Annotated in this window: 22 protein-coding genes; 11 read left to right on the top strand and 11 right to left on the bottom strand. The window is 66.8% G+C overall.

The genetic code is table 11. The annotated features are described in order from the left end of the window. The first annotated feature begins 43 nt into the window (after nucleotides 1-43). The 3 genes from speA (at nucleotide 44) to CAG41_RS22040 (ending at nucleotide 4295) form a co-directional block, all read left to right on the top strand. Entirely contained in the window at nucleotides 44-1957 is a 1914-nt protein-coding gene (gene speA, locus CAG41_RS22050) for an arginine decarboxylase (RefSeq protein WP_085582687.1), read from the top strand. A gap of 233 nt (nucleotides 1958-2190) precedes the next feature. Further along, on the top strand, nucleotides 2191-3504 hold the full coding sequence (locus tag CAG41_RS22045) for a type VI secretion system Vgr family protein (RefSeq protein ID WP_085582684.1): 1314 nt from the start codon (nucleotides 2191-2193) through the stop codon (nucleotides 3502-3504). Beyond that, complete coding sequence (locus CAG41_RS22040; protein WP_085582682.1) at nucleotides 3501-4295, top strand: DUF4123 domain-containing protein; 795 nt, start codon at nucleotides 3501-3503, stop codon at nucleotides 4293-4295. The genes CAG41_RS22045 and CAG41_RS22040 overlap by 4 nt, the downstream gene beginning before the upstream one ends. Nucleotides 4296-4299: 4 nt before the next feature. Here CAG41_RS22040 and CAG41_RS22035 read toward each other — a convergent pair whose 3' ends face one another. Together CAG41_RS22035 and CAG41_RS22030 are read right to left on the bottom strand one after the other, a co-directional pair. Next, nucleotides 4300-5649: an MATE family efflux transporter gene (locus CAG41_RS22035; RefSeq protein WP_085582680.1), complete on the bottom strand. Its 1350-nt coding sequence runs from the start codon at nucleotides 5647-5649 to the stop codon at nucleotides 4300-4302. Nucleotides 5650-5699: 50 nt separating this feature from the next. Further along, on the bottom strand, nucleotides 5700-5993 hold the full coding sequence (locus tag CAG41_RS22030; RefSeq protein WP_085582678.1) for a hypothetical protein: 294 nt from the start codon (nucleotides 5991-5993) through the stop codon (nucleotides 5700-5702). Between the two features lie 173 nt (nucleotides 5994-6166). Here CAG41_RS22030 and CAG41_RS22025 point away from each other — a divergent pair, with 173 nt between their 5' ends. The 5 genes from CAG41_RS22025 to CAG41_RS22005 all read left to right on the top strand — a co-directional run bounded on the left by CAG41_RS22025 (nucleotide 6167) and on the right by CAG41_RS22005 (nucleotide 10770). Beyond that, a complete protein-coding gene (locus CAG41_RS22025) occupies nucleotides 6167-6472 on the top strand; it encodes a MazG-like family protein (RefSeq protein ID WP_085582676.1) in 306 nt (101 codons plus the stop codon). Next, entirely contained in the window at nucleotides 6469-7218 is a 750-nt protein-coding gene (locus CAG41_RS22020; RefSeq protein WP_085582674.1) for a methyltransferase domain-containing protein, read from the top strand. The genes CAG41_RS22025 and CAG41_RS22020 overlap by 4 nt, the downstream gene beginning before the upstream one ends. A 12-nt stretch (nucleotides 7219-7230) precedes the next feature. After that, the gene (locus CAG41_RS22015) at nucleotides 7231-7842 is read left to right on the top strand and encodes a DUF4136 domain-containing protein (RefSeq protein WP_085582672.1); all 612 of its coding nucleotides are present in this window, start codon (nucleotides 7231-7233) and stop codon (nucleotides 7840-7842) included. Between the two features lie 52 nt (nucleotides 7843-7894). Beyond that, nucleotides 7895-8452, top strand: coding sequence for a DUF4136 domain-containing protein (locus tag CAG41_RS22010; protein WP_085582670.1), 558 nt, complete (start codon nucleotides 7895-7897; stop codon nucleotides 8450-8452). A 329-nt stretch (nucleotides 8453-8781) separates the two neighbouring features. Next, entirely contained in the window at nucleotides 8782-10770 is a 1989-nt protein-coding gene (locus CAG41_RS22005) for a pilus assembly protein TadG-related protein (RefSeq protein WP_085656627.1), read from the top strand. On the opposite strand, the gene CAG41_RS22000 is transcribed toward CAG41_RS22005, so the two are convergent. Together CAG41_RS22000 and CAG41_RS21995 are read right to left on the bottom strand one after the other, a co-directional pair. Next, a complete protein-coding gene (locus CAG41_RS22000) occupies nucleotides 10767-13508 on the bottom strand; it encodes a PAS domain-containing sensor histidine kinase (protein ID WP_085707473.1) in 2742 nt (913 codons plus the stop codon). The two genes, CAG41_RS22005 and CAG41_RS22000, sit on opposite strands and share 4 nt — an antisense overlap. After that, nucleotides 13505-13945, bottom strand: coding sequence for a TadE/TadG family type IV pilus assembly protein (locus tag CAG41_RS21995; protein WP_085582663.1), 441 nt, complete (start codon nucleotides 13943-13945; stop codon nucleotides 13505-13507). The genes CAG41_RS22000 and CAG41_RS21995 overlap by 4 nt, the downstream gene beginning before the upstream one ends. Nucleotides 13946-14020: 75 nt before the next feature. Here CAG41_RS21995 and CAG41_RS21990 point away from each other — a divergent pair, with 75 nt between their 5' ends. The 3 genes from CAG41_RS21990 (at nucleotide 14021) to CAG41_RS21980 (ending at nucleotide 17068) form a co-directional block, all read left to right on the top strand. After that, complete coding sequence (locus tag CAG41_RS21990; RefSeq protein WP_085582661.1) at nucleotides 14021-14491, top strand: prepilin peptidase; 471 nt, start codon at nucleotides 14021-14023, stop codon at nucleotides 14489-14491. Nucleotides 14492-14614: 123 nt separating this feature from the next. Further along, nucleotides 14615-15388 carry a response regulator transcription factor gene (locus CAG41_RS21985; RefSeq protein ID WP_085582965.1) on the top strand — a complete coding sequence of 258 codons (774 nt, stop codon included), beginning with the start codon at nucleotides 14615-14617 and terminating at the stop codon, nucleotides 15386-15388. A 1305-nt stretch (nucleotides 15389-16693) separates the two neighbouring features. Beyond that, nucleotides 16694-17068, top strand: a complete 375-nt coding sequence (locus CAG41_RS21980; protein ID WP_085707472.1) for a DUF6124 family protein — start codon at nucleotides 16694-16696, stop codon at nucleotides 17066-17068. A gap of 80 nt (nucleotides 17069-17148) precedes the next feature. On the opposite strand, the gene CAG41_RS21975 is transcribed toward CAG41_RS21980, so the two are convergent. The 7 genes from CAG41_RS21975 to CAG41_RS21945 are packed head-to-tail and all read right to left on the bottom strand — an operon-like array spanning nucleotide 17149 to nucleotide 23644. After that, nucleotides 17149-17421, bottom strand: coding sequence for a DUF3613 domain-containing protein (locus CAG41_RS21975; RefSeq protein ID WP_085582656.1), 273 nt, complete (start codon nucleotides 17419-17421; stop codon nucleotides 17149-17151). Nucleotides 17422-17438: 17 nt separating this feature from the next. Beyond that, entirely contained in the window at nucleotides 17439-18161 is a 723-nt protein-coding gene (locus CAG41_RS21970) for a tetratricopeptide repeat protein (RefSeq protein ID WP_085582654.1), read from the bottom strand. Nucleotides 18162-18183: 22 nt separating this feature from the next. Continuing rightward, nucleotides 18184-19068, bottom strand: coding sequence for a type II secretion system F family protein (locus CAG41_RS21965; protein WP_085640925.1), 885 nt, complete (start codon nucleotides 19066-19068; stop codon nucleotides 18184-18186). A gap of 1 nt (nucleotide 19069) precedes the next feature. Continuing rightward, on the bottom strand, nucleotides 19070-19954 hold the full coding sequence (locus CAG41_RS21960) for a type II secretion system F family protein (RefSeq protein WP_085582963.1): 885 nt from the start codon (nucleotides 19952-19954) through the stop codon (nucleotides 19070-19072). Next, nucleotides 19954-21237: a CpaF family protein gene (locus CAG41_RS21955; RefSeq protein WP_085582650.1), complete on the bottom strand. Its 1284-nt coding sequence runs from the start codon at nucleotides 21235-21237 to the stop codon at nucleotides 19954-19956. Before CAG41_RS21955 ends, CAG41_RS21960 begins: the two co-directional genes overlap by 1 nt. Next, nucleotides 21234-22424 (bottom strand): pilus assembly protein, encoded by a 1191-nt coding sequence (locus tag CAG41_RS21950; RefSeq protein ID WP_085582648.1) that lies wholly within the window; start codon nucleotides 22422-22424, stop codon nucleotides 21234-21236. The genes CAG41_RS21955 and CAG41_RS21950 overlap by 4 nt, the downstream gene beginning before the upstream one ends. Then, on the bottom strand, nucleotides 22421-23644 hold the full coding sequence (locus CAG41_RS21945; RefSeq protein WP_085640927.1) for a type II and III secretion system protein family protein: 1224 nt from the start codon (nucleotides 23642-23644) through the stop codon (nucleotides 22421-22423). Before CAG41_RS21945 ends, CAG41_RS21950 begins: the two co-directional genes overlap by 4 nt. Nucleotides 23645-23658: the final 14 nt, after the last annotated feature.

Here is a 23658-nt window from a genome sequence, read left to right as displayed (position 1 = left end):
GACTGTCAGGCGACGCTTCATGACTTCTTTATAGGGGACTTCGATGTCCGTACGACGCACACGCAAAGACGATGGCAGCCAATGGACAGTTGCGGACAGCCGCAGTGTTTACGGGATCCGCCATTGGGGGGCCGGGTATTTCGCGATCAATGACGCCGGTCGCGTCGAAGTTCGTCCGAACGGCCCGAGCAGTTCGCCCATCGACCTGTTCGAACAGGTCGACCAGCTGCGCAAGAGCGGCTTGTCCCTGCCGTTGCTGGTGCGCTTCCCCGACATCCTGCAAGACCGCGTCCGTCAGCTGACCGGCGCCTTCGACGCGAACATCGAGCGTCTGGAATACCAGAGCAAGTACACCGCGCTGTACCCGATCAAGGTCAACCAGCAAGAAGCGGTGATCGAGAACATCATCGCCACCCAGAACGTGTCCATCGGCCTTGAGGCCGGTTCCAAGCCTGAGCTGCTGGCGGTGCTGGCGCTGGCGCCGAAGGGCGGCACCATCGTCTGCAACGGCTACAAGGACCGCGAGTTCATCCGCCTGGCGCTGATGGGCCAGAAGCTCGGCCACAACGTGTTCATCGTGATCGAGAAGGAATCGGAAGTCGGCCTGGTGATCGAAGAGGCCGCCTCCCTGCGGGTGAAGCCGCAGGTCGGCCTGCGCGTGCGCCTGTCGTCGCTGGCCTCGTCGAAGTGGGCGGACACCGGCGGCGAGAAGTCCAAGTTCGGCCTGTCGGCGGCGCAGCTGCTGTCGGTGGTCGAGCGTTTCCGCGCGGCGGGCCTGGATCAGGGCATCCGCCTGCTGCACTTTCACATGGGTTCGCAGATCGCCAACCTCGCCGACTACCAGCACGGCTTCAAGGAAGCGATCCGCTACTACGGCGAGCTGCGCAACCTCGGCCTGCCGGTCGATCACATCGACGTCGGCGGCGGCCTGGGCGTGGACTACGACGGCACCCACTCGCGCAACGCCAGCTCGATCAACTACGACATGGACGACTACGCCGGAGTGGTGGTGGGCATGCTCAAGGAGTTCTGCGACGCGCAGAGCCTGCCGCACCCGCACATCTTCTCCGAGAGCGGCCGTTCGCTGACCGCCCACCACGCCATGCTGGTGGTGCAGGTGACCGACGTCGAGAAACACAACGACGACGTGCCGCAGATCGAAAACAAGGAAGCGCTGCCGGAAACCGTGCAGTGGCTGGTGGACCTGCTCGGCCCGACCGACATCGAGATGGTCACCGAAACCTACTGGCGCGCCACCCACTACATGAGCGACGTGGCGGCCCAGTACGCCGACGGCAAGCTGACCCTGGCCGAAAAGGCCCTGGCCGAGCAGTGCTACTTCGCCGTGTGCCGTCGCCTGCACAACTCGCTGAAGGCGCGTCAGCGTTCGCACCGTCAGGTGCTGGACGAACTCAACGACAAGCTGGCCGACAAGTACATCTGCAACTTCTCGGTGTTCCAGAGCCTGCCGGACACCTGGGCGATCGACCAGGTGCTGCCGATCATCCCGCTGCACCGTCTGGATGAAGAGCCGCTGCGCCGCGCCGTGCTGCAGGACCTGACCTGCGACTCCGACGGCAAGATCAACCAGTACGTCGACGAGCAGAGCATCGAGACCAGCCTGCCGGTGCACGCACTGAACGATGGCGAGGATTATCTGCTGGGCGTGTTCCTGGTCGGCGCCTACCAGGAAATCCTCGGCGACATGCACAACCTGTTCGGCGACACCGACTCGGTGAACATCTACCAGAACGCCGACGGCAGCGTGTACCACGCCGGCATCGAAACCCACGACACCATCGAAGACATGCTGCGCTATGTGCACCTGTCGCCGGAGGAACTGATGACCCACTACCGCGACAAGTGCGCCAGTGCCCGCATCAGCGCCAACGAGCGCACCCAGTTCCTCGATGCCCTGCGCCTGGGCCTGACCCGCTCCTCCTACCTGTCTTCCTGAGACACGGCACAGCTCTGCCGGGCCATCTGAATGTTTTCCTGACGTTGTGGAAAATTCGGATGGCCCGGTAGGGCTTTTCTCAATTTCCGCGTGAAACAGTTCGCTGCCTAGACCGACAAAGTGAAGCGGTCTGCTTTTCACGTAGGTCATTTCCTAAGTTGTACTTCGGCCCTCTACTCGGCCAAGGCTCTCGGCGAGAATCCCCGGCTGTCCCTCCTGTAGAGATCCGCCCCATGTTCGATCCAGTCAACGAGCCGTTGTTTCGTCTCGACGTCGCGGGACTGCCCGAGCCCCTGGAAGTGCTGGCCTTCACCGGTCGGGAAGGGTTCGCCGAGCCTTATGCCTTCGAGGTCGATGTGCTGATCGACGATCCGCACCTCGACCTGGCCGGGCTGATGTTCCGCGCGGCGTTCCTGCAGTTCGGCCCGGCGCCCGAGGGCGTGCACGGGCGCCTGCACAGTCTTGTCCAGCGTGAGCACGGCCCCGGGGCCCGGCTGTGCCGGGTGCGCCTGGCGCCGGCGTTGAGCTGCCTGGCGCTGCGCTGCAGCCAGCGGATGTTCAGTGGCCGTTCGGTGCCGCAGATCCTCGACCAGGTGCTCAAGGAGCACGGCATCGTCGGCGTCCAGCGGCAGTTTCGGCTTTCGGGCCAATACCCGGCCCGAACGTTCTGCACCCAGTACCGCGAGTCGGACCTGCAGTTCGTCCAGCGCCTGTGCGCGCAGGCGCAGATCCACTATCACTTCGAACACCGGCGCGACGGGCATTGCCTGGTGTTCGGCGACGACCCGGCGAAGTTGCCCCAGATAAGCGTAGGCCCGTTGGACGGCGCGGGCGTGCACCCGTGGCAGGCGCGCACCGATGGCCGGGCGCAGACCGCCGAGGGCGGCACGCGGATGCCGTTGCTGCGCAGCGGCCGGAGGCTGTCGTTGAGCGGTCCTGCGGCCATGGGCGGGGAACGGGACTGGCTGGTGGCGCGGGTCGAGCATCAGGCCGGCACGGCCCTGGATCCTCCTTACCGCAACCGGATCGCCTGCGTTGCACCCGGCAGTCCGGCGCCCGTCCCCCCGCCGGCCGCCATCCCGGCCCTGCACAGCCTGCAGCGGGCCTGGGTGGTCGGGGTGGACGAACCGCCGCCCGACCCCTTGCGGCGGGTGGCGGTGCAGTTCGACTGGCTCTACCAGGGTGAAGGCGCGGCGCCCAGCCATTGCTGGCTTGCCCTGGCGCCGGGCCTGGCCGATGTGCCCCCGGCGGCGCTGCGCGAAGGCGTTGAAGTGGTGGTGGGGTTTCTGGAGGGGGATCCCGACCGGCCTGTCATCAGCGGCATTCTTCAGGCGCCGGTCGATGCCGGGTTCGATGCCGGAGCCGATGGCGAGGACGACCCGCCGATGGAGGCGCCGCGCAGCGAAGGGCTGGCGCAATGGCTGGGCTCGGCGCAGCCGCTGCTGTTGCTGTGCCTGATCCCCGGCGGAGGCAGTTTTGCCCATTGCCCGCAGCCGCTGTGCAGTTGCCGGCTGCTCGGCGCGCTTGAGCCGGGCGGCGCCGCATGAGCGGCCGGTCGCCGGAGCCGCAGGCGCAATGGCTGCTGCTGGACGCCCCGCTGACGCCCCAGGTGCAGGCCACGCTGCGTCAGGGGTTTGCGCATCAGCATCAGGTGTGGCTGTTCGAGGCCACCGAGTTTCAGCCGGTGCGCGAGCAAGGGCCGCTGCTGGTCGCGCTGGCGGGGAGCCCGGCGTTGACGGCCCTGTGCCACAGCGATCCGCAGACCTGGCGCGGTCTGCTGATCGGCTGCGAGGCGCCGGTCGAACGCTTGCTGGCGCATCTGCGCTGCATGCTGACCGTCTCGGTGGGCCTGCATCACCGGGCCTTGTTCGGGTTCTACAACACGCAGACCGCCAGTTATTTCTTCGACGCCTGCGATGCGGCGCAATTGAGCTGCTGGCTCGGGCCGATCCGCCGGTTGCGCTGGTACGGCGGCTCCTGGGCCGACCGGGCGCTCGGCAGCCTGGGCTGGCAGCAGCTGCGCAATCCCGGGCTTGCGGTGACGCCGTTGGCGGTGGATCAAAGTCTTACGGCGCTTCAGCAGAGGCGTTTGCGCACGTGCCTGCTGGAGCAGCATGCCTGGCGCTGGAGCCGGGCGTTGAACGCCGATTACGCGGCGTTGTGGCGATATGTCCAGGAGGGGTTGGGCCTGGGCTTCAGCGAACGCGCCGTGCTCGACGGCTGGCTGTGGCTGCGGCTGCAGCATCCCCGTGCGCCGTTGGTGCCGCCGCCGGCGGGCCTGACCCCGCAGCAGCGGCTCGATCACCTGCATCGCCTGTGGCAGCGCGACGGCCCCTGAGGGTTCAGTGGGCGGTGGCGCTGAACCAGCCATCGTCGCGGCCCAGCCGCAGCGCCTGGGCGCCCAGCGTCAGGCTGCGCAGCGCCATGAACAGCAGGAACGCGATCCACAGCCCGTGATTGCCCAGATCCTGCAGCAGCCAGGCCAGGGGCAACAGCGCCACCACCGTCAGCAGCATGCAGTTGCGCATTTCCCTGGCGCGGGTGGCGCCGATGAACAGGCCGTCGAGCAGGTAGCTCCACACGGCGATCAGCGGCAGGGCGGCGAGGTAGGGCAGGTACAGGTACGCCGTGCTGCGCACGCTCGGGATGTCGGTCTGCAGGTCGATGAACAGGTGCCCGGCGTAAAGGAACCCCACGGCGAAACCGATGCTGGCCAGCAATGACCAACCGCCGGCCACCACCAGCGAGCGGCGCAGGGCGGTGCGGTCGCGGGCGCCGATGGCGTGCCCGCACAGGGCTTCCACCGCATGGGCCAGGCCGTCGAGGGCGTGGGCCGTCAGCAGCAGGCCGTTGAGCAGCAGCGCGTTGGCCGCCACGGTGGCGTCGCCCAGCCGCGCGCCTTGCACGGTGATCAGGAAGAACACCGATTGCAGCGCCAGGCTGCGGATGAAGATGTCGCGGTTGACCGTCAGCAGCGGCCGCCAGTTGCCCCAACGCTTGAGGGTCGCCCAGACGATGCGGCCGGGATAGGCCCGCAGGGCCTTCGACGTCAGCGACAGGCCGAGCAGGGCGCCGCACCATTCGGCCACCACCGAAGCCCGGGCCGAACCGGCCACGCCCCAGTCCAGGCCGATGACGAACCACAGGTTGAGCACGATGTTGATCAGGTTGGTGGTCAGCAGGATCGCCAGCGGCGCCCGGGCGTTCTGGGTGCCGAGGAACCAACCGACCAGCGCATAGGTGGCCAGGGCCGCCGGCAGGCCGAACAGACGGGTGTGGAAGAACTCCCGGGTCAGTTGGTCGAGCTCCGCCGACGGTTGCATGACGTGCAGGGCGATGCCGCTCAGGGGCACGCCCAGGATGCCGAGCAGCACCGCCAGCCCCATCGCCAGCAGCAGGCCTTGCAGCAGGATCTGGCGCAGCGCGGCGCCGTCGCGGCGTCCCGCCGCCTGGGCCGCGAACCCGGTGGTGCCCATGCGCAGGAAACCCATGGCCCAGGCCAGGAACGTGTACAGGCTGGCGCCCACCGCCACGGCGCCCAACTGATGGGCATGGGGCAGGTGGCCGATCACGGTGCTGTCGACCAGCGCCACCAGCGGCACGGAAATGTTGGAAAGGATCATCGGGGCGGCGAGGGCCCAGACCCGGCGGTGGGTCGGACGGTCACGCCAGTCGGCGGTCAGGTTGGACATGCGGGCTCCTTGAGGTGCCCGCATTGTAGCGGCTGCTTGCGGGGATGGCGTCAGTGGATGATCCAGCTCAGCAGCCACAGGCCCAGCAGCAGCCAGATGATCCCGGCGACGATCCGCACGTTCATGAAGGCGCGGATCGCCGACCACAGCAGCATCAGCCCGACGATCAGCGTGACGATGCTGATGATCGACGTGTCCATGCCCAGCGTGCGCGCCAGGCCGTCGATGAAGTTGCCGCCGGCGTTGCCCAGCAGGTTGAACAGGCCGCTCAGACCGTCGACGATGAAGCGGATGACCGAGCCGAGCGCCTGGCCCAGCCATTCGAAAAAGCTTTCTGCCTGCATGTATCCATCCTGATCAAAAGGCTGAACCTTGGACCGCCGCGAGCGCGGCCCGGTTCCCTGCAAGCATAGTGGTTTTGCTTCGTGCCCACAGTGAATCCCACTGCGCCGCCGGACCTGCGCCCCTTGCCTTCGCCGGGCATCCCCCCGAAGCTATGCGCATTCAGGAGAGCCCGATGAACCTTGTTGAACTGACCGAACGCCTGCACGCCATCCGCGACCGCAACGACTGGCGGCAATTTCACAGTCCGAAGAACCTGGCCATGGCCGCCAGCGTGGAAATGGCCGAGCTGGTGGAGATCTTCCAGTGGCTGAGCGAAGACCAGTCGCGCGAACTGCCGGCGGACAAGCTCGCCCATGCCGGCCAGGAAGTCGGCGACATCGTCCTCTATCTGCTCCTGCTGTGCAGCGAGCTGGGGCTGGACATGAACGAGGTGGTGCGCAGCAAGCTGGCCGACAGCGAACGGCGGTTCGGCGCATGAGCGACCGTCACTTCGACCGGTTGGCGACCCGCTTCGCCGAAAAGATCTACGGTGGCGCCAAGGGCGCGATCCGTCTGGCGGTGCTGCAGGCGGACCTTGCCGAAGCGTTGCCGGAGCGGCCGCTGCGGGTGCTGGACATCGGCGCCGGGCTGGGCCACATGTCGCTGTGGCTGGCCGAGCGCGGGCACGCCGTGACCTTGGCCGAGCCGGCCGAGCCGATGCTCGAAGGCGCACGCCAGCGCTTCGCCGAGGCCGGGCGGCAGGCGACGTTCATCCAGGCGCCGTGGCAGGAACTGCCCGGGCTGCTCAGCGAGCCCTATGACCTGGTGGTCTGCCATGCGGTGCTGGAATGGCTGGCCGAGCCGCACACGATCCTGCCGGTGCTGCATCAATTGACCGCGCCCGGCGGCTGGCTGTCGCTGGCGTTCTACAACCGCGATGCGCTGGTCTACCGCAACCTGCTCAAGGGCCATTTCAAGAAGCTGCGCAAGAACGACATGGCCGGCGAAAAGCAGAGCCTGACCCCGCAGCAACCGTTGGACCCGCGGGAGCTGGCCGCGCAACTCGCGGGCCTGTGGCAGGTCGAAAGCCAGAGCGGCGTGCGGGTTTTCCACGATTACATGCCGGTGGAGTTCCAGTCCCGCGCCGCACTGCCTGACTTGCTGGAAATGGAGCTTGCCCACCGCCGCCACCCAAGCTTCGCCGGGCTTGGGCGTTACCTGCACTGGATCTGCCGGCCGATCTGATCGGAGCACGAAATGAAGACGCATTGCGGGTTACTGCTGATCTGCCTGGGGTTGGCCGCCTGCCAGGGCAGCAACCCTTACGTGGCGCAATCGCGCCCCTTGCCGCCGGCGCCGCCGCAGGCCGCCACGGTGTTCGACCGCAGCGCCTACCCGGCGCCGCCGCGGGACTACGGGCGCTACCGCAGTTGGGCGTGGCTCAACGGGCGTCTGCCGCCGGGCACGGCCTGGGCCGATTCGGCGCAGGTGGCCGAGGCCGTCAGCAACGCCCTCGATCAGCGCGGCTTGCGGCCGTTGCGCGACAACCGCCCGGCCGACCTGTTCGTCAGCGCCGACCTCCGGCTGGAGACCCGTCTGCGCCAGGTGCAGGACGATTACGGCTACTACGGCGGATACGGCGGCTATGACCGCTATGGCCGGGGTTACGGGATGTACAACACCGTGCCGGTCGTGCGCACCTATCAGGAGCAGGTCGTGGTGGTGCGGGTCGATCTGTTCGACGCCGGCACGGGCCAACCGGTGTGGAGCGCCAGCGCCGAAACCGGCACCCGCGGCAACCAGATCGAACGTGCCGACGCGATCCGCGAGGCTGTGGAAAAGGCCATGTCGGCGTATCCTCCCAGTTAGCTTCAAGGCAACGCGAAGCCCCCGGGTTCATGTCTTCCACCGGAGAAAAACCATGTTCCGCCGTCTCGCTCTACTGGCTGTGGCCGCGCTGCTCGGCGCCTGCGCCGCCAACCAGGTCAACCATGACTTCGACGCCAGCCGCGACTTCGCCGCCTACCGCAGCTGGAGCTGGAAAGAACCTGCCCTGCAATACCGCCCCGACGACCCGCGGATCAAGAGCGACCTCACCGAACAGCGCATCCGCCAGGCCGTCGCCGACCAGCTCGACCAACGCGGCCTGCGCCCGGCCGCCCAAGGGGCCCGGGGCGACCTGAACGTACAGACCTACCTGATCGTCGAAGACCGCCAGCAGCAAGTGACGACCAACTACGGCGGCGGTTGGGGCGGCCCCTGGAACGGCTACTGGGGCGCGCCGATGTACAACGAAACCCGCAACGTCACCTACAAGGTCGCCACCATCCAGATCGATCTGATCGACGGCAAGGACGGCAAACTGGTCTGGCGCGGCAGCGACGAACAGATGCTCAGCCGCACGCCGAACCCGTCCGACCGCAGCAGCGCGATCCGCGAGACCGTCGGCCGGATCCTGGCCAACTACCCGCCGCGTTAGGCTCCTGGCGGGAACTTGCCTGCAAGCGATGAGGCTGGCATTTCCGTTGCCTGACCCACCGCCATCGCCAGCAGGCTGGCTCCCACAAAGGTTCTTGGGTGGATGCCGAGCCTGCGGTCACCGCCGAACCCTGTGGGAGCTGGCTTGCCAGCGATGGGGCCAGCGCGGCTTGCATTCTATTGCCTGACCGGCCGCCCTCAATGCATCAGCCCGATCCACGTCGCCAACCGATGGGCTGGCGTGTTGCCAGCAGTGTCGCGCCGCCGCGTCTACACTGAGGGGCACCAATGGAGGTAGCGCTCGGCCGTGCGCCGGCAAAGGAGTGCGCGATGTCGCCTCGTTCGCGGTTTTGCGGCCCCGCCCGGCAGCGGGGGGCCATCGGGTTGATGGCGGCCGCCACGTTGAGCCTGGCCGTGGTGATGCTGCTGCTGGTGGTCGACAGCGGCCGCTTCTACATGGAACAGCGCAAATTGCAGCGGGTGGCGGACAATGCCGCCCTGGAAGCGGTCAGCCGCGGCGGCACCTGCGCCGGCGGGCTGACGGCGGCTGCGTACGCCACGCAGAACGCCGCGCGCAACGGTTTCACCACCGATACCGACAACACCCTCGCCGCCACCTGCGGCACCGTGCAGACCGCCGCTTCGGGCCTGCGCACCTTCACCGTCGACGCGACCCAGACGGGCGCCGTCAAAGTCGTCGTCACGCACATCCTCACCACCAGTTTCGCCGGCGGCGTCCAAGCGCTGTTCACCGGCACCCCGGTCAGCCTGAACACCCAACTCACCGCTTCGGCGGTGGCCGCCAAGCCGCAGCCGCCGCTCGCCCAGCTGAGCATCCGCAGCAACCTGGCCACCATCAGCACCGCCCAGTCGAACATCCTCAACCCGCTGTTCTCCGGACTGCTGGGCGGCAACGTCAACCTGACGGCGCTGGGCTGGAACGGGCTGCTCAACACCGACATCAACCTGCTCAGCTACTTGAACCAACTGGCCATCGACCTGAACGTGGCCGCCGGCAATTACAGCCAACTGCTCAACACCCAGGCCACGGTGACGCAACTGATCCAGGCCGCCGCGAAGGTGGTGCAGCTCAACGGCGCCACCGCCGAGGTGATCACCGCGCTCGGCACGCTGCAAGTGGCGGCCGCCAATGCCTCACCGGTCAAGCTGGGCGACATCCTGCAATTGCAGACCGGCACCACGGCGGCCGGGCTGGACGCCAACCTGCAACTGCTGCAACTGATCCAGGGCATGGTGCAACTGGCCAACAGCAAGAGCGCGGTGGCCGCGACGCTGCCGGTCAACGTGCTGGGGCTGGCCAACGTCACGGTGCGGGTCAAGGTGATCGAGCCGCCGCAGTTGTCCGCCGTGGGCGACCCGTCGCTGGCCAAGGCCGATCCGCTGGGGACGAACCGGATCTACGTGCGCACGGCCCAGGTGCGCACGATGTTGTCGGTGAACTTGCCGGTGCTGTCCGGGGTGACCGGGCTGACCAATGCGGTGCTGGGGCTGGTGGGCGGTTTGACCCCGACGCTCAATGCGTTGCTGAGTCTGAATTTGGTTGCGGTGCTGAATTCGGTGGCTTGCGTTGCTTGCGAACAACTCGATCCAAAGCTGTTGCCCTATACGCAAATCGATATCAGCCTGGATGCCGGCGGTGCCAAAAGCTACGTCACCGATTACAGCTGCCCGACAGGCAACACCGGTACGAAAAGCCTGACAGCGCGAACCGTCTCCTCCATCGCTGATCTCAAACTCGGTCAGATTGACTCGACCAACGCGTTCTCTTCCGCCGCCGAACCCACCGTCACGCCGTTCCCATTGGTGGATCTGGGCACTGTGACCTGCCACAAGATTCTCGGGATCGGTAGTTGCGATCCGACGACCCACGTTAAATACGGGGCGGGTGGCATCGCAATCATGGTCGATACCAGCGTGGCCCAGAACACTCAGGATCTGCTGTTCTCCAGCAGCACCCCGTTCACCACACCGCCGAACCTGAAATTGCCGCCGAGCGTGCTGCCCGCCGCGCCCACCAGCAACATCGTCGCCAGCCTGTCCAACACGCTGGCCGGCATCAATCTGATTGTCTACAAACCGGTTGGCAGCAATCCGCTGGGCATGGCTCTGACCGGCGTCGCGAGTCTGATCGTGGACGTCAGCAACATTCTCCAGCCGCTGATCACCGGGCTGGTGAGCCCGCTGCTCGACCCTCTGCTCAACAACCTCCTGGCCAGCCTCGGCATCAACCTGATGAGCGTGGACGTCGGCGCCAACATGACCTGCGGCCAGACCGGCAAGGCCTATCTGGTCATCTAGGCCTCGTCCGGGGCGATGGGCAGCTCGATGCAGAACCGCGCCCCGTCCGCCGAGTTGCGCACGCTCAGGTGGCCGCCCATGTTCTCGACGATGCCGTAGCTCACCGACAGCCCCAGCCCGGTGCCGACCCCCACCGGCTTGGTGGTGAAGAACGGCTCGAAGATCCGCTCCAGCAGCCGCGGGTCGATGCCGCCGCCGTTGTCCTCGACCCACAGGCGCACCTTGTGCTCGTCGCGCTCGGCGTAGATCGAGATCCACGGCTTGAACACCGGGTCGGATTCGCGCTTGCCCAGCAGCGCATCCCGGGCGTTGACCATCAGGTTGATCAGCACCTGCTCAAGCTGATCGACGTAGCCACGGCAGTGCACGGCGAACGGGGTCTCGCTGATGCGCAGATCCACCCCCTTGCCGCGCATGCCCTCGGCCAGCAGCGACAGCGTGCCCTCGATGGCGGTGGCCGGGTTGAACAGTTGCTGCTCGATCTCCGAACGGCGGCCGAACACCCGCATGTGATCCACCACCTTCGCGGCGCGCTGCACCTGGGCGTCGATGCGGTTGAGCTTGTCGGTCAGGTAATCGACCTGCACATCGCCGTTGCCCAGGCGCTTGAGCACGTTGACGATGGCCATGCGCATCACGTTCAGCGGCTGGTTGATCTCGTGGGCCAGGCCCGTGGCCATTTCGCCGAGGGTGGCCATTTTCGCGCTCTGCGTGAGCTGCTGCTGGGAGCGGCGCACTTCGGTGTTGTCGCGGCCCACGGCCTGCACTTCGGTCAACCGGCCGTGCTCATCGAACACGCCGCGGTCCGACCACACCCACCACGCGTGCTCGCGCCCCGGCAACTGCAGGCTGATCTCCGCCGTGCTGACCGGGTTGTCCGGGGTCAGTGCGGCCAGGCGCTGGAGGAAGGCGGCGCGCTGTTCGTCGGACAGCCAACTGCCCAGGTCGGTGCCCGGCAACTGCTGCGGCGTACATTCCAGGTAGTGGGCCAGGGGCTGGTTGCCGAAAGTCAGGATCAGGTCCGGGCGGTAGCGGCAGATCATCGCCGGCGAGTCCTCCACCAGGATCCGGTAGCGCTCTTCGCTCTGGCGGATCTGCTCGGCGGCCACGGTCGCGTCGGTGACGTCCAGCCACAGGCCGACCGCCTCCACCGGCAGGCCGAGGTCGTTGCGCAGCAAGCGGGCTTCGTCGAGCAGCCAGTGGTAATCGCCGCGATGGTCACGCAAGCGGTAGCGGGCCCGCACCGAACCTTCGCGCAGCAGCTGCCGGCAGCGCTCGAAGTAACCGTCGCGGTCGTCGGGGTGGATCCGCTCGGCCAGCGCCGCCGCGTCGAGGTCTTCCAGGCGCCAGCCCAACAGCGGTTGCAGGCTGGCGCTGAAGAACGAAGGCAGCAGCGCGCCTTCGACGTAGCGCTGGACATAGATCACCGCCGGGGAACTGGCGATCAGGTTGTCTAGGCGCGCGTGGGCGGCGGCGGTCTGCTGTTGCTGGTTCTTGATGTCGCTGATGTCGAGCATGAAGCCCACCAGCCGCCGGCCCTCGCCGCTGCCGGCGACCTGGCCCTGCACGCGGTACCAGGCGTCGGGACGGTGCAGGCGCACGCACAGCGACAGGGCTTCGCCGTGCAGTTGCAGGGCCGCGAGGCGGCTGCGCAGTTCTTCGCGGTCGGCGGGGTGGATCTGCTCCAGCCAGTGCCCGACCGGCAGGGCCTCGGTGCCCAGTTGCAGGTCGGCCGCCAGCGCCGGCGCCAGCTGCACCGACTCGCCGTTGCCGGAGAGCTCCCACCAACCGGTGCCGAGCAGGCCCTGCAAGGACTCCAGCCGTTCCAGTTGGCGATGGTGTTCCTGCTCGCGCAGGCGGCCGAGCAACGGCCCGGCCAGGGCACTAGCCAACAGCATCCAGTCGAGGTCGGCCAGGTGCGGCGCGCCATCCTCCGCCCGGTAGAAGCCGCAGAGCAGCCAGGCCACGGTTCCGCGGTCGTCGCAGTACGGCACGGCCAGGCCGTCGGCGTTGCCGAACGTGGCCTGCACCCGGGTGTGCTCATCCAGCCCGTGGTGGGCGCCGATCCGCTGGGGCGCGCTGCCGTTGAGGCTGTCCAGCGGCGTGCCCAGGCGTTGCCCGTCCTCCCACAGCGCCGGCGCGTCGTGGGCGCCGTAGCAGCCCTGGATGCGCCAGCCTTGTTCGCGCTCGTCCGGCAGGGCCAGCGCCAGGCAGGGGATGCGCCAGCGCTGGGCGATGACCTGCAACTGCTCGGCCATGACGCTCGGCAAACGCAGCAGGCTGCAGGCGCGCAACTGCTCGGCGATGTGCCCGGCCATCCGTTGGCAGGCTTCGCGCTGGCGCGACTGCTGGCGTTCGAGCAGCAGGTCGGCGATGTCCATCAGTTGCATCAGCCAGCCGTCGCCCTGGGGCTGCACCCAACCGCGCAGATGCAGGGGCTGGCCGCCGAGGCCGGAAAAGTCCAGATCCAGGGGCTGGGCTTGCCAGTCCGCCGGCCGGCCTTCGATGGCCAGCGTGCTGTGGGGCAGCAGCCAGGCGGCAAGCGGCAGGGGGCTGTCCGTCGGTGCCTGCTGGCCCAACAGGTGCCGCAGCGGGCCGGCGGCCTGCAGCACGCGGCCGTCGGCGTCCAGGTACAGGTGCAGGCCCGAGGCGGGTGAGCCGAGCAGGTTGGGCAGGTCGAGGGCGGCGGGCGGTGCGCGTTTGAGCAGGCGGCCGAGGAGCTTGTCCCCCGAACTCAAAATTGCAGGCTCGACGTGGCGGTCAGGTTGGCCGGCAGGCTGGGCACCGTGCCGACGCCGGGCAACACCAGGAACGGCAGCACCTGATTCAGCTTGCTGGTGGGATAGTTGACGCTGACGGTCAGGGTGCCGGCGCTGTAGACCGCGCTGGTGTCCACGCCGATCACCAGGTTGAACGACGCCGGCACCCAGGCCAGTTGCTGCTGCAAGGTGGTGTTGGCGGTGTTCACCAGCACCGTGGAATAGTTGGCCGTGGCGGGATCCACCGCCACGCCGCGGCGCACCGCTTCGGACGTGGCCTGGTTGAACGACTGCATCAGCACGAACGGCAGGCTGTAACTGACCAGCCCGTAGAACACGGCGAAAAAGATCACGAACACCAGGGCGAACTCGATCGCCACCGCGCCTTTTTGCGACTTCCGGAAGCCGGTTTTCATGAGTGCGTCTACCCTGACAGTCACTGCGTAGTATCAGCATAGAATCATTCAGCGGAAACGGACGGTTTTTACCCGATGCAGACTGTCGTCCTCCTGGCCTGGCTGGCGCTGTGCGCCGCCCAGGACGCCCGCCAGCGGCGGATCGCCAATGCCCTGACCCTCGGTGCGGGCGCGTTGGCGCTGGCCTGGCTGCTGCTCACCGGACGTACCTGGATCGGTGCGGACGCGGTTCAGGGCGGCTGGGCGTTCGGGCTCGCGCTGGCGTTCACGCTGCCGGGCTACCTCATGGGCCGGATGGGCGCCGGGGATGTGAAACTAATGACAGCCTTGGGTCTTGCGACGGACGGTCTTTGGGTGTTGGCGGCGGTGATCGGCGCGGCGGCGGCGAGCGTGGCCTGGTGGCTGCTGGCGCCAAGAGTCTGGCTGCATATGAGTCAAGGGCTTAGGGAGCGTTTGCGCTATCTGGGGCCAGATTCGTCAAAAAAGCTGCCATATGCGCCGTTTGTGCTGGTTGGTGTCGGGCTCGCCTGGCCCTGGATCCATTAGTCGCGAAACGCCACTAGTCTTATGTACATAGTCGGAAAGTGCGTCTACTTTCAAAGCAGGGTATTTCTGCCATCGGTTGGCAGTACAGGAATGGTCAGCTTTGGCCTGGGCATGGAGTGGGACGTGAACAAGCTTACATCGGCGGTGAAGGTTCTGGTGGTCGACGATCAGCCGTTGATCGTCGAAGAACTCTGCGAATTTCTCGAAAGCAGCGGCTACCGCTGCGTCCCTTGTGTCTCCAGCGTGGAGGCCCTCGAACGGTTCAACGATGACGCGGGCATCGGCCTGGTGCTGTGCGACCTGCACATGCCGGAGATGGACGGCATCGAACTGGTGCAGGCGATGCAGCGCCTGGCGGGCAAGCAGCGGGTGTTCGAGGCGATCATGCTCACCGGCCGCGCCGACAAGCAGGACGTGATCAAGGCGCTGCGCGCCGGGATCGCCGACTACTACCAGAAGCCCATCGACCTGGACGAGCTGCTGCAAGGGCTGCAACGCCAGGAGGCGGCCTTGCAGGAGCGGCAGAAGACGCTGCAGCTGGGGCACCTGAACCAGAAGCTGCAGGACCTGTCGTCCTCGATCGACGATCTGTACCAGGACCTGGACAAGGTCCGGCGCGGGCCTTCGGTGCGCGAGGATGAGCCGGCGCAGGGCGATGAGCTGGAGATGCCGGCGATCTTCCATCAGTTGTCGCCGCGTCAGCTCGATGTGGCGCGGCTGGTGGGCAAGGGGCAGACCAACTATCAGATTGCCTGTGAGTTGGGGATCACCGAGAACACGGTGAAGCTGTATGTGTCGCAGGTGTTGCGGTTGACGCATATGCATAACCGGACGCAGTTGGCGTTGGCGCTTTCGCCGGGTGGGGTGGGGGGGCGGCAGCGGGTGACGGCTCACTGACTTTTTGGGGGGTGTTGGCCTTGGCGGCCTCTGGGCCGACCAGGTTGTGGGTTGTTTTGTGTGTATATCCGTTTCTGCGGGTGTGGCGGCTGGCGGTTCCGCCCTTACGGCGGGTCACTTTTTTCAAACGCCCGGAATGCCGGCCCAGAAAAAAGTAACCAAAAAGGCTGGGCCCCGGCGTACGGCCCCTCGCTGAGGCTCGGGGTTCCTTCGCTCCGGGATTCATCCGGGGGCATCGGCTACGGTTTGCTTCGCTGCACCTCCTTCCGATGTGTTTGGCTGCGCCAAACGGCGCTGCGCGCCCACCCCCGGATGAACCCCTCCGCTCAGCCTTCCGAAGGGGCCGGCAGATCAAGATCAAAAGCGAGGCGAGCTGACACTCGGCCTTTTGAGAAGCGCGCGATGGCGGCCTGACAGCCGACCAAATCCTCCCAGACTGCACCCGATCCAACTGTAGGAGCCAGCCTGCTGGCGATGACGGCCTGCCAACCAACCAATTTCTACCAGACCACCTCAGACCCTGTGGGAGCTGGCTTGCCAGCGATGACGGCCTACCAGCCGACCAACCTCTACCAGACACCACCCGATCCAACTGTAGGAGCCAGCCTGCTGGCGATGACGACCTGACAGCCGACCAATTCCTACCAGACCACCTCAGACCCTGTGGGAGCTGGCTTGCCAGCGATGACGGCCTGCCAGCCGACCAACCTTTACCTGACACCCACCCGATCCAACTGTAGGAGCCAGCCTGCTGGCGATGACGACCTGACAGCCGACCAATTCCTCCCAGACCACCTCAGACCCTGTGGGAGCTGGCTTGCCAGCGATGACAGCCTGCCAGCCGACCAACCTTTACCTGACACCCACCCGATCCAACTGTAGGAGCCAGCCTGCTGGCGATGGCGGCCTACCAGCCAACCAATTCCTCCCAGACCACCCCAATCCCCTATAGAACCTGGCTGCGGTTCAGAGCCGAAATGTTTAAAGGCTGTTTCAAATTTTACGAACTCTCCCACAAGGTTTTCAGGTTGTCCGTCAGAAGCCCGCTCTCTAGTCTTGGGCTGTCGCTGACACCTCAGCGATCGGGTGTGGAAACCCGAATCCAAGTAGATGCATTGCATCACCACCGTAAGCGTTGCCGGCGTCCTCTTTCGTCTGCAAACTGCGTCACGGCGGCTGTGCGTGGGCAGACTCAGGTCTGGCCGGTTGCCTACTTATCGGTTTTCCACCCTGCGTACAGCTGCCACCCTTTTGCCGTGTGGAAACGGCAACCGGATGGCTCCCATTGCCAAGTAGGAGCTTCACATGAGCAAAGTCATCCCCGATCCCCCCTACAACATCACCAACCCCTTCGCCGAAGACAAGCGCGCCGAAGACCTCATCAAGGACCGCAACGCCTCCCGCCGCGCCCTCGATTTCTATCTCAACCCGGAGCCGGCCAACCCGCGTCAGCCCAGCGAGATGTTCGGGGTGCATCCGAACATCGATTCCGAAAGCCTGCTGGTTCACGCCTGCGAGTCCCTGGCCTCGGCCCATGTCATGTCCGGCAATTTCGCCAACGAGCTCAAGGGCCCGCAGCGCAGCACGGCGCTGGCGATCCAGCAGATCGTCATGTTGGCCGAGCTGTCGGTGAACCGCGCGCTGGACCGGGTCAAGCTTAACGGGCTGGGCATCGTGTAACCGTTCGGCACGGGCATCTTCGGCGCCGGGTACATCGCCATCGCCAGCCTGCTGGCGATGAAGGCCCAACGGATGTCCCGTCAGTTCTTGGTCTCGATCTTCCCGCCCGCATCCGGGTCGTAGAAGTCGGGGATTTCGTATTTGTATTTCTTCAGCCACCGCTGCATCGCCAGTTCCCGTTCGGCGGCCGTGGCGGTCTGCGGGGTGGGGGAGGCGGCCTTGTTGCGGCTTTGCAGCAGCAGCCAGCCTTCGGTTTCCTGCTGCTGGGCCGAGGCGGGGCCGGCGTCGATGGCGTGGGCGCCGAGGGGCAGGCTCAGCAGGGTCAGGCAGCACAGGCCTTTGAGGGTGTTCATGGCGGCCTCCTTGGGGGTCATTTGAGTGTCGACGGCTGCGGGTCGGCGACGACGGCGACCTGGTTGCCGGCAGCGGGCCGGGTGGGGGCCGGGGCCTTGAGCCGTTCGGCGCGCTGCTGGGCTTCGGTGAACTGTTCCGGGGTCAGGTGGGCGCGGCTGACGATTTCGGCGGCCTGCTGCCAGTTGTCTTGGTACAGCAGCAGGGTGACCAGGTTCAGGGTCGCCAGCGGGTTGTTCTGCTGAAGCTCGATGGCGGTGAGGAATTCGAAGCGGGCGTCTTCCAGGCGCAGTTGGTTGAGGTACACCACGCCCAGGTCGTTGCGGATTTTCTCGTTGGTCGGGGCCAGGCGGGCGGCCCGTTGCAGGTGGGCCTGGGCCTGGCCGTTGTCGCCCCGGGCCGCGTAGAGCTGGCCCAGGCCGTGTTCGGCGTCGGCGTTCAGGCACGAGCCCAGCAGGCTGCGGTATAGGGGTTCGGCTTCGCTGCGCCCGAGCAGGCGATAGACCTTGGCCTTGCGCAGGCGCACCTCGCCGAGGCTGTCGGGCAGGCTTTGCAGGTTGGCCAGGCTGGCGTGCAGTTTGCCGTCGTTGGCCAGGTCGTCGGCCAGGTTCAGGGCCAGTTCCTGTTCGGAGCTCAACTTGCTGCAGCTGGCCGGCGCGAGGATCGCCGTCCACGGCGCCTGGCCGTCGGTGGCGCAGCCGCCGAGCATCAACAGGGTCGCCACGACCATCAGTGCTTTCATCAAACGCTCTCCTTAGCCAGGTTCAGGACGCGAACGCCCGGGTAATCGCGGTGAAGCCGGGACCGGCCAGCACGATCAGCAGGGCCGGGAACAGAAACAGCATCATCACCACCGACATCTTGGCCGACATCTTCGAGATGTATTCCTGAAGGCGCGTCAGGCGCCGGTCGTCCAGCAACTGCTTGAGCGCCAGCAGCGATTTCATCGCGCCGCCGCCCTGCTGGATCAGCTGTTGCAGGATCACGCAGGTGTCGGTGAATTCGTCCACTGCCAGCTGTGCGGCGGTCTTGTTCAGTTCTTGGCCGAGTTCGAGGCCGGAGTCCACGCGAGACAGGATCAGGCGCAGTTCGCGGGTCAGCTCCGGCAACAGCTTTTGCCCTTCGAGGCTGAGCACGCGCAGGGCCTGTTCGACGGCCATGCCGGACTCGAACAGGATGCGCAGCAGCGGAATGAACGTCGACACTTCCACCGCGATGGTCTTCTGCCGGCGGGCGGCGGCGTAGGCCAGCAGGCGTTTGGGCAGCAGGTAGCCGGCGCCGGTGGCGAGCATCGGCACCAGCCAGCCGTTCGCTGCCTGGGGGAAGAACACTTCGCGCAGGAACAGGCCCAGCCCCAGGGTCAAAAGCGGCGTGCCGATCTGGCAGGCGGCGTACAGCGAACGTTCGCTGGCGCGGCGCCAGCCGAGGCGGGCGAGCAGGGTCTGGGTTTCGCTGTCGATGCTCACCGAACGCTGGCCGAAGCGACTGCTGCCCAAGGCCCGCAGCCACTGGCCGACGCGGTTCTCGCGCACCAGGTGGCCTTGCAGGCGTTCGTTGACCTGGCGCACCCGGCGCCGTTCGGTCAGCAGGTGGTTGGCCACCAGCAGCAGGGCGCCGAGCAACAGCAGGAAGGCCGCCAGGATCACCATCTCAGACGCTCCTCAGCATGCGCCACAGCAGCAGGCTGCCCGCCACCTGCAGCAGCACCGCGACGATCAGCATGGTGTGGCCCGCCGGGTCGTTCCACATGACCAGCATGTAGCCGGGGTTGGTGAGCATGAAGTAGCTGACCAGCAGCACCGGCAACGAGCCCAGCACCCAGGCGGTCATCCGCGTCTCGCCCGTCAGGGCGCGCAGTTGGCGGGCGCCCTGGTCGCGTTCGCGGATCAGCTTGATCAGGTTCTCCAGCAGTTCGCTGGCGTTGCCGCCGTAGCGGTGGTTGACCTTCAGGCCCAGGGCGAACATGCGCAGTTCATCCTGTTCGTAGAGTTCGGCGAAGTCGCTCACGGCGTCCGGCAGGTTGACCCCCAGTTGTACGTTGCGCTGCACCCGGCCCATGGCGCTCTTGAGCGGATCCTCGCTGCTTTCGATGCTGCCCAGCACCGCGTCGCTCAGGGTGCGCCCGGACTTGAGGCTGCGTACCGTGTGGTCGAGCAATTGCGGCAACTGCTCGATCATGCGCTTGAGGCGGCTGCGGTACAGCCAGGCGATGTACAGCCGCAGGGCCAAGGGCGGCGCCAGCAGCGCGGTGAGCAGGCCGAACCAGTCGGCCAGCAGGTAGCCCAGCAGCAGGGCGACGGTCCACAGGGTCAGCCACAGCCCGAAACGCTCGCTCGGCCGGCCCAGCCCGGCCTGCAGGAACATCCGCTCCAGGGGTGCCCAGGTAGGCTTTGCCACGGCCGTCTGCGGCTGGCCCGCCGCGAGGCGGTTCAGCACCCGTTCGTTGGCGGTCTTGTGCACGCCGTGCAGGAACAGACGGATCGACAGCCCCAGCAACAGCAGGCAAATGGCGATCAGGATCACCGGCCCCATCATCATGAAAGCTCCGTGCGGCCCAGGCCCGTTTCGTGGCGCAGCTTGTCGCCGGCCGGGTTGACCGCCTCGCGCAGGAAGCCGAAGCCGGTGCGCCGGTCCAGGCGGAACAGGGTGTTGGTGACGTAGATGTCCTCGCGCACGCCCACCACTTCCACCACCTCGCTGACGCAGCGGCGGCCGTCGGGCATGCGGGTCAGCTGGATGATGAGGTCCAGCGCCGCGCAGATCATCTGGCGCAGGGTGCGCTCGGCCACGCTGCGGCCGGTCAGGCCCACCAGGGTCTCCAGGCGCAGCAGCGCGTCCTGGGCGTTGTTGGCGTGCACGGTGCTCATGGAACCGTCGTGGCCGGTGTTCATCGCCGTCAGCACGTCGAGCACTTCGACGCCGCGGATCTCGCCGAGGATGATCCGGTCCGGGCGCATCCGCAGGGCGTTGCGGATCAGGTCGCTGGCCTTCACTTCGCCGTGGCCTTCGGCGTTCGGCGGGCGGGTCTCCAGGCGCACCACGTGAGGGTGGCCCAGTTGCAGTTCGGCGACGTCCTCGATGGTCACCAGCCGTTCGTGGGGGTTGATCAACTGGCTGAGGATGTTCAGCAGCGTGGTCTTGCCGGTGCCGGTGCCGCCGCTGATGAGGATGTTGCAGCGCCGGCCCACGGCCTCCTGGAAGCACTCGAAGATCGGCAGGTCGATGGTCTGCATGGCGATCAGGTCGCTGCTCTTGAGCATGTCCTTGCGGAACTTGCGGATCGACAGGCACGGCCCGTCGAGGGCGATGGGCGGGATGATCGCGTTGACCCGGCTGCCGTCCGGCAGGCGCGCGTCGACCATCGGTGACGACTCGTCCAGCCGCCGCCCGAGGGGCGCAAGAATGCGTTGCATGACCCGCTCGACATGGTGCGCATCGATGAAGCGCAGGTCGCTCTGGTGCAGTACGCCGTCGCGTTCGATGAACACCCGGTGCGGGCCATTGACCAGGATTTCGGTGACGGCGCTGTCGCGCAGCAGCACTTCGAGGGGGCCGAAGCCGGTGAGCTCGTCGACGATCTCTTCGGCCAGGCGCTCCATCTCGTAGCGGGAAATGGCCAGGTGCAGGCGGGCGATGTATTCGGCGACCTTGTCGATGACGAACTGCGCCAGTTGCTGGCGCGAGCCTTCGAGCAGGTTTTTCCCGGACTCCTCGATGGCGTCGATGATATAGCGGTGCAGCACCAGTTTCAGGCCTTCGTGGTCGGCGTTGCCGGCGGGGCTGCGCGTGGGGGCGCCGAACAGTTTTTCCGGGCTCATGAGGTGCCTCGCAGGCGGTCGAACCAGGTGACCTTCGGCTTGGTCAGGCTTTCGGAGCGCTTGGCCAGCCGCTCGCCGAGGGTGCGCAGGCTCTGGGTGAGCTTCTCCCTCGGGGCCAGCTCGAACAGGCTGACGCCCTGGTTCTTGGCGTTCAGGCGCAGTTCCGGGCTCAGGGCCAGCACGGCGATGACTTCCAGGTTGAAGGTCTTGCCGAGGGTGTCCGAGTCCGGCGCGACGTTGTTCAGGTAGCGGTCGATCAGCAGGCGGCCGTGGTCGAGCTTCATGCCCTTTTCCCGCCACAGGTTGTACACCGCCAGGTTGCGCCGGCAATCGAGGACGTTCTGGTCGGTGTACCACAGCAGTTTGTCGCAGTGGCTGACGAAGGTGCGCAGGGCTTCGCTGTCGGGCTGGCCGGTGAGGTTCACCACGATGTGCTGGAAGTGCTGGCGCAGGGCGCTGAGCAGCATGTACAGCTCGGCGGCGCTGGTGCTTTCCAGCGGTTCGTCGTTGTCGGCGTAGGCCAGGATGCGCAGGCCCGCTTCGGCGCTGGTGAAGGCGCTGTCGATCAGGGTGGCGTCGAGCCGGCGCAGATGGCGCAGGGCGTCGCCGAAGTGGAACGAGCTCTCCAGGCCCAGCAGCGCCAGGCTGTCGCCTCGGGGCAGGCCCAGGTCCAGCAGCAGCGTCTGCTGCCCGCTCTTCTGCACCACCAGCGCCATGTGGTTGGCCAGCAGCGCGCCGTCGGAGCCGCCCTGCACGCCGTACATCACCGTGAGGCCGCCCAGTTGCGTGTTCGGCGCCACCGGCGGCAGGCGTTTGCTCAGGCGCCGCACCAGGCCGGCGACCTCGCTTGAGCGCGAGCCGTAGGCAACGAAGTCCCGGGCGCCGGCGCGCATGGCGTTGAGCACCAACTGGTTGTCCATGCCGTCGCCGAGGGCGACGATGGCCAGCATCGGCTTGGCCTCCAGCGCCCCTTCGATCAGGGCGCACTGGGCCACCACGTGGTCGCGGTCGAGGCCGACGAACACCAGGCTTGCGAACGTGACGTCCACCAGCGCCAGCAGTTCGTCGAGGCTGCCGCCACCGGCGCTCACCACTTGCCCCAGCGGCGCAAGGGCGTTCTGCAGCCATTCCAGGTCGGTGCTGTTGCGGGTGATGGCGAGGAACGTCTGGCTCAGGCTCTGGCTCATTGGGATAACCCGCTGCGCTTGTCGAAGTTGCCGTTTTCCAGGAAGAACATGCGGTAGAAGTTCGGGTCGTAGTTGCGCAGTTTTTCCCCCGGCAATGCCGGCAACTGCGCCTGGGCCGACAGCGGCTGCACCAGGTGCGGGGTGACGATCATCAGCAGTTCGCGCTCTTCGCGCTTGATCTGCGAGCTCTTGAAGAACGCCCCCAGCACCGGGATGTCGCCCAGGCCCGGAAACTTGTCGACCTGGGAGGAGTTGGTGGTGCTGATCAGGCCGCTGATGACGAAGCTTTCGCCGTCGGCCAGGGAAATGCTGGTGTCGGTGCGCCGGATGGTCAGGGCCGGCACGGTGGTGCCGGCGATGTTCACGGCGTTGCTGAAGTCCAGTTCGCTGACTTCCGGCGCGACCTTCAGGGCGATGCGGTCGTGGCCGATGATGGTCGGGGTCAGGGTCAGGCGGATGCCGAATTCCTTGTACTCGATGGACACGCTGTCGCTGCCGGAGCTGGGCACCGGGATGGGAATCTCGCCGCCGGCCAGGAAGCTTGCGCTCTGCCCGCTCAGGGCCACCAGGCTGGGCCGCGCCAGGGTGTAGGCGAAGCCGCTGCCCTCCAGCGCGTTGATGATCGCCATGGTCTTGCCGCCGATCCACGAGAAGTTGAACAGCGAGTTGTCCACCGGCAGTTTCGGCGTCGGCACGCCGTCCACCGGCGGCAGGGTGCCGGGGGAGCCGAACAGGAAGTTGCCGCGGGTGCCGATCAGCGAGGCGGTGGCCTGCTTGAGCTTGGTGCGGCTGACTTCGACGAAGCGGATGTCGGTCTGCACCTGCGACGGCAGCTGCGGGTCATCCGACGGCAGCGCGCCGGCGCTGGTCAGGGCGGCGGTGGCGGCGCCCTGGACGAACACCATGCTCTGGCGCGGCTCCTTGGCGCAGGCGGTCCAGACCATCAGGCTGGTGGCGCCGGGGGCCATGCCGGTGAGCAGGAACGAGGAACTGCCGTTGGCATGCACGTCGGCGATCTTCGGGTCGCCGATGGCCAGGCGGGTGATCGCCACCGGCGACTGCATGTCCTGCTGCAACCCTTCGCCGATCTCGATCACCGGCGGCAGCCGGCCCAGGCTCGCACAGTTGCCGGTGGCCGCCAGGGCGGCGTCCATCGACAGCCCGGTCAGCAGCAAGGCCATGAGCGCGTTTTTGAACGTCGGCCGGAAGCGACTCTGCATGCACGTGGATCCTT

Source organism: Pseudomonas sp. B35(2017) (genome assembly GCF_002113645.1).
In the GTDB taxonomy this organism is placed as follows: domain Bacteria; phylum Pseudomonadota; class Gammaproteobacteria; order Pseudomonadales; family Pseudomonadaceae; genus Aquipseudomonas; species Aquipseudomonas ekonensis.
This window is presented reverse-complemented; position numbering and strand designations above follow the sequence as displayed.